This is a genomic window from Mesorhizobium sp. WSM4837 (assembly GCF_055811435.1).
In genome coordinates, this window is sequence record NZ_JBVVQE010000142.1 from 1 (window position 1) to 5,885 (window position 5,885).

General features: G+C 63.3%; 7 protein-coding genes and 1 riboswitch. Of the genes, 4 read left to right on the forward strand and 3 right to left on the reverse strand.

What is annotated here, in order from left to right:
* Positions 1-215 (reverse strand): co-chaperone GroES (locus AC0L3D_RS35835; RefSeq protein WP_133254887.1); only part of this gene is annotated, 215 nt, incomplete at its 3' end.
* A gap of 223 nt (positions 216-438) precedes the next feature.
* Between AC0L3D_RS35835 and AC0L3D_RS35840 the strand changes: the two genes are divergently transcribed.
* Positions 439-1,374, forward strand: coding sequence for a bifunctional helix-turn-helix transcriptional regulator/GNAT family N-acetyltransferase (locus AC0L3D_RS35840; protein WP_419696660.1), 936 nt, complete (start codon positions 439-441; stop codon positions 1,372-1,374).
* 99 nt (positions 1,375-1,473) lie between these two features.
* Here the strand turns inward: AC0L3D_RS35840 and AC0L3D_RS35845 are convergent, their stop codons facing one another.
* Complete coding sequence (locus AC0L3D_RS35845) at positions 1,474-2,304, reverse strand: AraC family transcriptional regulator (RefSeq protein WP_473647435.1); 831 nt, start codon at positions 2,302-2,304, stop codon at positions 1,474-1,476.
* Between the two features lie 265 nt (positions 2,305-2,569).
* A riboswitch (cobalamin riboswitch) is annotated at positions 2,570-2,774 on the forward strand.
* Positions 2,775-2,861: 87 nt separating this feature from the next.
* On the opposite strand from AC0L3D_RS35845, the gene AC0L3D_RS35850 reads away from it, so the two are divergent.
* From AC0L3D_RS35850 to AC0L3D_RS35860, 3 genes are read left to right on the forward strand one after another with little or no spacing between them, the layout of a single operon-like run.
* Positions 2,862-3,674, forward strand: coding sequence for an ABC transporter ATP-binding protein (locus AC0L3D_RS35850; protein ID WP_473647436.1), 813 nt, complete (start codon positions 2,862-2,864; stop codon positions 3,672-3,674).
* On the forward strand, positions 3,671-4,618 hold the full coding sequence (locus AC0L3D_RS35855) for an ABC transporter substrate-binding protein (protein WP_473647437.1): 948 nt from the start codon (positions 3,671-3,673) through the stop codon (positions 4,616-4,618). Before AC0L3D_RS35850 ends, AC0L3D_RS35855 begins: the two co-directional genes overlap by 4 nt.
* Before the next feature lie 29 nt (positions 4,619-4,647).
* The gene (locus tag AC0L3D_RS35860; protein ID WP_473647439.1) at positions 4,648-5,649 is read left to right on the forward strand and encodes a FecCD family ABC transporter permease; all 1,002 of its coding nucleotides are present in this window, start codon (positions 4,648-4,650) and stop codon (positions 5,647-5,649) included.
* On the opposite strand, the gene AC0L3D_RS35865 is transcribed toward AC0L3D_RS35860, so the two are convergent.
* On the reverse strand, positions 5,630-5,885 hold a 256-nt coding region (locus tag AC0L3D_RS35865; protein ID WP_473647438.1), incomplete at its 5' end, for a hypothetical protein. The two genes, AC0L3D_RS35860 and AC0L3D_RS35865, sit on opposite strands and share 20 nt — an antisense overlap.

A 5,885-nucleotide genomic window follows, 5' to 3' on the forward strand; every position in this document is an offset into this window, starting at 1 on the left:
TTGCCGAACAGGATGCGATCGCCGGCCTTGACGTCCAGCGGGACGAGCTTGCCGGCTTCGTCGCGGGCGCCGGAACCAACGGCGATGATCTCGCCTTCCTGCGGCTTTTCCTTCGCCGTGTCGGGGATGATGATCCCGCCGGCAGTCTTGGATTCGGATTCAACCCGGCGTACGACCACGCGGTCATGAAGCGGGCGGAACTTCGACTTTGCCATTTTTTATTCCTCGGTGAGAATGGTGAGAATAGTTCCTCCGTCCGGCGGCGCCGGACCTACGCTTAGCACTCACCAATGGCGAGTGCTAACGTGGCGGTGAGATAAGCCGGTGGCTGGCGAGAGTCAAGGCGCTGAGTGAGCTGATCGACAGCCGCAGCCTGCTTCGAACTGATACTTGACTAAGTCAACTAAGTGGTTGATCTTGTGCTGGCAGGAGGATGCCATGACGATTCATCATCAACCCGGCAGGGAGCGGATCGATGCGGTGCGGGGCTTCAACCGCTTCTACACCCGCCAGATCGGGCTGCTCGATGAAGGGCTGCTGAAAAGCGCCTTCTCGCTGACCGAGGCTCGGGTGCTCTATGAACTGGCGCATCGCGATGGCCTGACCGCCACCGATCTTGCGCGCGATCTCGGGCTCGACCCCGGCTATCTCAGCCGGTTGCTGAAAAAATTCGAGGAGCGTGGTCTGGTCGAGCGCGTGGCGACGCAAGCCGATGCGCGGCGCTCGTCGATTGCGCTGACGCCGGCGGGAAGAGCGGCGTTCGCGCCGCTGAACCAGGGTTCGCACGATCAGGTCGCGGCCCTGCTCGAGCGGCTTTCCGCACCGGAACAGGACAGGCTGGTCAAGGCGATGCAGACGGTGCAGCGCCTGCTGGGCGAGAGTGCAGAGCCCAAGGTCCTTTACATGCTGCGGTCCTTGCAGGTCGGCGACATCGGCTGGATCATCCATCGCCAGGGCCTGCTCTACGCGCAGGAATATGGCTGGGACGAAACTTATGAGGCGCTGGTCGCCGAAATCCTCGGCGCTTTCGCCAAATCCTACGATCCGAAATGGGAACGCAGCTGGATCGCCGAGCGGGAAGGGGAAGTCGTCGGCTCGGTCTTCGTCGTGCGCCAGTCGGACGCGGTGGCGAAGCTGCGCCTGCTCTACGTCGAACCCTCGGCGCGCGGTCTCGGCATCGGCAGGCGGCTGGTCGAGGAATGCATCGGCTTTGCCCGTGCCAAGGGCTACAAGACATTGACGCTGTGGACCAACGACGTGCTCACCTCAGCGCGCCGCATCTACGAGGCGGCCGGGTTCAAGCTGGCCAATCAGGAACGCCACCACGCCTTCGGCAAGGATCTGGTCGGCCAGAACTGGAACCTGGAGTTGTAGCGTCTTTCCCTACTCCCCTTGTGGGACAAGGGGAGTAGGCAAGATAAGGCGGAGCGCCTCGACACTAGTCTCCAACACAAGTTGAAAACTGGCCCTTCCTCACCCGACCGGTATCCAGACTTCCAGCCCGCCATTGCCGCTGCGCGGATCGAATTCGGGGCCGTAGCGCTCGAATTCGGGCGCGTCGGCAATCTTGTGCCCGGAGGCCGGCAGCCATTTGTTCCAGATCGTGTTGACCGTGCGGCGGATGGTCGAGATGTGGCCACGATGGGCGAACACGGCGTATTTCTGCATCGGCACGCGTACGCGCGAAAACTCCTTCGGAAGGTCCGAAAAATCGGACACCTCGACGCCGGCGATATAGTCGAAATTGCCTGCGTCGTCGCCGTTGACGCAGACGCCATAGGCGACGTCGCCGACCTCGCCTGGAATGTTGCCGATATAGGGGCCGAACCGCTGCCACTGCATCGGGATGCCGGCGCTGGTTTCGCAGCTGTAGCGCTCGCCGAGACCGGCGATGAGGAACGGCCGGCTGGTTTCGAAACGCGGCGGCTCGAGATTGGTGAGGAAGGACTGGTCCATCAGGATCGGCTCCACGAGATCGAGGTTTTTGAGCGAGCCTTGCGCGCGCACCAGTTCCGGCGTGGTGCCGAATTGGTCGCGGAAGGCGCGGGTGAAAGCCTCATGCGAGGCGTAGCCGGTGTCGAGCGCGACCGAGAGAATGTCCGGTGCGCCGGCGGCGAGCCTGCGCGCCGCCTCGGTCAGCCGGCGAGAACGCAGGTAGCCCATCACCGAACGGCCGGTCGCCGCAGCGAAAGCCCGCGTCACGTGAAAGCGCGACACGCCGCTGCTGTTGGCGATATCGTCGAGCGAGATGGCTTCCGGCAGGTGGCTTTCGACGAACCACAGCGCTTTCTCGGTCGGGTTCATATGGCTCCTTGCTGTGGGACTGCGCATTGGACAGATCATGATACCGCTTCCTGGTGGAGGCAGTTTGATCGAAATTGCGCACCGCGCAATGCGACGGTGGTCGGCAAGTCCAAGGCGTTGGGCGAAGGGCTTGACGGGAGCAGGCGTTGTCTTTTAAGTAGTAACGTTATTACATTACGAGATTCGGTATGCTCGTTCTGACAAGACCATTGCTCGCGGGGCACTCCGAACCCCGGAAACTTATTGCGCTGGGATTGGCGGAAAACTAGGGTGGCTGACTGATGGTCCCCAAGCCGAAAGGCGAGGGGTGAAAAGGGAACACGGTGAGATCTTCGGATCGAGGCCGTGGCTGCCCCCGCAACTGTAAGCGGCGAGCAAAATCCGAAAATGCCACTGGCCGGCAAGGCTGGGAAGGCAGGATGGCGCAAGGACCCGCGAGCCAGGAGACCTGCCATCGCACGAGTTGACCGGACGGGGTGTGCCGGGAGGAGACGTGGACGTCGGTCTTGTCGGCCGGTCCAGCTTCCTTCCGTCGCCATTGAGAAAGTGACGGTAAGTTGGACGCCTGCCAGCCTCTTCTTGAAGCGCGTGAACTGAGCGCCACGGCGAATGGCCAGCGCCTGGTCAGTGCGGTCAGCCTTTCGGTCGCGGCGGGAGACCGCCTCGCCATCATCGGTCCCAACGGCGCCGGCAAGACGACGCTGCTGCGCATGCTATGCGGCACGCTGCGTCCGAGCGCGGGAGATGTGAGATTTTCCGGACGCCGGCTGGAGACATTTCCGGCCGCCGAGCGGGCGCTGCACATGGCGGTCGTCGGCCAGACCGATCAACCCGATCCGCGGCTTGCCGTGATCGATTACGTCGGACTTGGGCGGGTCCCGCATGCCGGCTTGCGACGCAGGAGCGAGCAACGCGACATCGTCGTCGAAGCGCTTCGCAGAACCGGCCTGTTGCCGCTGCTCGGCCGCACGATCGGCTCGCTGTCGGGTGGTGAGCGGCAACGCGCCCAGCTGGCGCGCGCCATCGCCCAGGAGCCCAAAATCCTGTTCCTCGATGAACCGACCAATCATCTCGATCCGCGCGCCCGCAGCGAACTCCTCGAACTCGTATCGCAGCTTGGCATGACCGTCGTGGCGGTGCTGCATGATCTGTCGCTGGTCACGCCATTTGCCACCAGGGTCGCGGTGATGAACAAGGCCCGCCTGCAGGCACTCGCCGGTCCGCGCGAGGCGCTGACCAAGCAGTTGATCCGCGAGATTTTCGGCGTCGAGGTGCTTCGGCTGCGCCATCCGACCGAAGACCGCGAACTCACGGTGTTCGAAGTCCCGAACCGTGCCTCTTCTGATCTAACCAAGGAGCAACATCCGTGAAACGCCTGGCACTGTCTTTTGCCTCTCTGCTGCTTGCCCAGACCGCCTTCGCTTTCCCGGTAACAGTCGACAGCTGCGGCACACCGCTGACGTTCGACGCCGCACCGAAGCGCGCCGTCATCCAGGATATGAACATGGCCGAGATGGCCTTCGCGCTGGGGCTGCAACCGTCGATCGTCGGTCTGACCGGCATCACCGGATGGTACAAGGTCGGTCCGGAATTCAAGGCCGGGCAGGGAGCGATCCCGGAACTCGCGCCGAAATACCCGACGCTCGAAAACCTGGTCGCGGTCGAGCCTGATTTCTTCTTCGCCGGCTGGTATTACGGCATGAAGCCGGGCGGCGAGGTAACGCCAGATACGCTGGCGCCGCACGGCATCAAGACGCTGGTGCTGACGGAAAGCTGCGTCCATCTCGACAACAACCGCCCCGCCGCCTCGATGGACCTGCTCTACGGCGACATCGAAAAGCTGGGCAGGATTTTCGGCAAGCAAGCCAGGGCGGAAAAACTTGTTTCAGGCTGGAAAGCGCAACTCGCCGATATCACGGCAAAGGTCGGCGACCGCGAGCGGACGCGGGTGTTGCTCTACGACTCCGGCGAAGACAAACCCTTCACATCAGGCAAGTTCGCGATCCCCAGCGCCATGATCGCCGCTGCCGGCGGCGACAACATCATGGCCGACATGCAGACGAGCTGGGGCAACACGGACTGGGAAACGGTCGCTTCCCGCAATCCGCAGTTCCTGATCCTGCTCGACTACCAGGACGGCGGCGGTTACAGGAAACTGCTCGACTTCCTCAAAGTCCATCCGGCAATGAAGGAGACCGATGCGGTCAGGAACGAGCGCTTCGTCGCGCTGCGCTATGCCGAGCTGACGCCCGGACCTGCTAACATCGAGGCGATCGGCAAGATCGCCAGCGCGATACACCCGGAAGCCTTCTGAGCTTGCGCCACAGGGCATTCGAAATGGCCATGGCAGCAGGAGCGGCAGCAATCGCCGCGCTTGCTCTGCTGTCGATCGCCTATGGATCGACGGTCATAGCGTTGAGCGACGTGATTGCTGCGCTCGGACATGCGGCCGGGCTGGACGGAGACCTCGTGCCCGGCTCACTCGGCAATATCCCGGTTGCCAAGATTGTCGTCGATCTCAGGCTGCCGCGCACGATCATGGCGATCTGTGTCGGCGCCGGGCTGGGCGTCATCGGCGCGCTGCTGCAGACGGTAACCCGAAACGACCTCGCCGATCCGTTCCTGTTCGGCCTGTCCTCCGGTGCCGCGGCCGGCGCTGTTTCCGTCATCACCATTTTTGGCGACCGTTTCGGCATCTGGACGTTGCCGGTTGCCGCCTTCACCGGCGGCATATTGGCCGCCGGCATCGTGCTTTTGCTGGTTTCGCGGGTGAGGGGGCAAGGCCCCGAACGGCTGATACTGGCCGGGCTTGCCGTCTCGTTCATGTTCGTCGCCCTGACCAACTATCTCGTCTTCGCCGGAGACCAGCGCGCCGCTCACTCGGTATTGTTCTGGACGATGGGCGGGCTCGGCCTGGCGCGATGGGACAATGTCGGGCTGGCTGCTCTTGGCGCGGGCACCATTCTTGCCTATGGCCTGTGGAACCATCGCAAGCTCGACGCCTTCCTGGCCGGCGAGAATGCTGCCGAAAGCCTCGGCGTGCCGGTTGTGCGGATGCGCAGGACGGCGTTTCTCGTCGCTGCCTTCTCGACGGCGATCCTGGTCTCGGTCGCAGGTGTCATCGGTTTCGTCGGGCTGATGATCCCGCATCTGTCCCGGCCCTTGGCCGGCCCGTTGCATCTGCGCCTGATTGCAAGCTGCGCCCTCTTCGGAGCGGTGCTGCTGCTGGCAAGCGACCTTCTGGCGCGCACGCTGCTGCCGCCGCAGGAACTGCCGATCGGCATCATCACCAGTTCGGTCGGCGCTTTCTTCGTGGTTACCATGCTCATTCGCAACCGTTCATGATGGGCTGCCATGCACACTTGCCGGCTTCTGGCACAATGCCGAGTCTTTGGACTGACTTCTGGGACCGGCGCAGCGCGCCGAACCGCCTGTCGAGATTTTCACCGGCAGGATCGGCCATCAAGTGCGATGGGCCTGCACGAGATTGGCTCCCCCTTCTCCCCTTGTGGGAGAAGGTGGCCGCGAAGCGGCCGGATGAGGGGTGCTCCAGCTTGGCACCAACAGCACTCCGGCCAGCA